This is a genomic window from Psychromonas aquatilis, from assembly GCF_038155185.1.
Classification (GTDB): domain Bacteria; phylum Pseudomonadota; class Gammaproteobacteria; order Enterobacterales; family Psychromonadaceae; genus Psychromonas; species Psychromonas aquatilis.
Genome location: NZ_JBAKAZ010000424.1, coordinates 1 through 212 on the forward strand (window position 1 = coordinate 1; position 212 = coordinate 212).

A 212-nucleotide genomic window follows, 5' to 3' on the forward strand; every position below is an offset into this window, starting at 1 on the left:
GTCGTGGCTACTTTGTAACCACACCAGTTGTGCCAGCAGTTCGCGGAACGGTTCTTTCTGTTAATGTACAAGCAAATACGCATTTGAAAAAAGGTGACGTCTTATTAACGATTGATCCTCTTCCATTTCAAAATAAAGTTGATTCGTTAACAGCGCAATTAACTACAGCAAAGAAAGACTCCAGCCGCGCAAGTCAATTGAAGCAAAGAAAT

General features: G+C 40.6%; 1 pseudogene. It reads left to right on the forward strand.

The features are described 5' to 3' along the window. A pseudogene (locus V6256_RS16025) lies at window positions 1–212 on the forward strand (biotin/lipoyl-binding protein); the annotation flags it as partial.